Origin of the sequence: Paralimibaculum aggregatum, assembly GCF_030270585.1 — a bacterium.
GTDB lineage: Bacteria > Pseudomonadota > Alphaproteobacteria > Rhodobacterales > Rhodobacteraceae > Thermohalobaculum > Thermohalobaculum aggregatum.
On the sequence record NZ_BSYI01000121.1, the window covers coordinates 1 to 1,120 of the forward strand.

Annotated in this window: 1 protein-coding gene; it reads left to right on the plus strand. The window is 72.9% G+C overall.

Features of this window, described 5'->3' with window-relative positions; translation table 11 throughout:
* Positions 1–8 precede the first annotated feature (8 nt).
* Positions 9–1,120 (plus strand): FAD-binding oxidoreductase (locus QSJ97_RS24575; RefSeq protein ID WP_285675141.1); only part of this gene is annotated, 1,112 nt, incomplete at its 3' end.

Sequence of the window (1,120 nt, forward strand, 5' to 3'; positions counted from 1 at the left end):
CCGGTGTTCTGGCGCGTCGGTCGGAGATTGTGTCTGCGCTGGAGCTGGCGGTTCCGGGTGCGGTGATCTCGGATCCGGCGGAGCTCCGGGCCTATGAGTGCGATGCGCTGACGGCGTATCGCTGCCCGCCGCTGGCGGTGGTCCTGCCGGGCAGCACGGCGGAGGTCTCGGCGGCGATGGCGGCGTGCCACGCGCTCGGGGTTCCGGTGGTTCCGCGCGGCGCCGGGACCTCGCTGGCGGGCGGCTCGCTGCCGACGGCGGACAGCGTGATCATCGGCACGGCGCGGCTGAACGCGGTGCTGGAGATCGACACGGCGAACCGGCTGGTGCGGGTCCAGGCCGGGGTGACCAACCTGGCGGTGACCGATGCGGTGGCGGCGGACGGCTTCTTCTATGCGCCGGACCCGTCGAGCCAGCTGGCCTGCGCGATCTCGGGCAACATCGCGATGAACTCGGGCGGCGCGCATTGCCTGAAATACGGCGTCACCACCAACAACCTGCTGGGGGTGACGGTGGTGCTGGCGGATGGCGCGGTGGCGACGCTCGGCGGCGGCCATCTCGATGCCGGGGGGCTGGACCTGCTCGGGGTGCTCTGCGGCTCGGAGGGCCAGCTCGGCATCGTCACCGAGGCGGTGCTGCGGATCCTGCCGAAGCCGGAGGGGGCGCGGCCGGTGCTGATCGGCTTCGAGAACGGCGCGACCGGCGGCGCGGAGACCGCCGGGGCCTGCGTCGCGGCGATCATCCGGGCCGGCGTGCTGCCGGTGGCGATCGAGTACATGGACCGGCTCTGCATCGCGGCGGTGAAGGATTTCTGCGGCGCCGACTATCCGGATGTGGAGGCGCTGCTGATCGTCGAGGTCGAGGGCTCGGAGGCGGAGATCGCGGCGCAGCTCGACAGGGTGGTTGCGATCGCGCGGAGCTTTGCGCCGGCGGAGCTGCGCGAGAGCCGCGACGCGGCGGATGCGGCGGCGATCTGGCAGGGGCGCAAGGCGGCGTTCGGCGCGATGGGGCGGATCAACGACTACATGTGCCTCGACGGCACGGTGCCGATCGGCGCGCTGGCCGAGGTGCTGCGGCGCACCGGCGAGCTTGCGGAGCGGCACGGGCTGGCCTGCGCCAA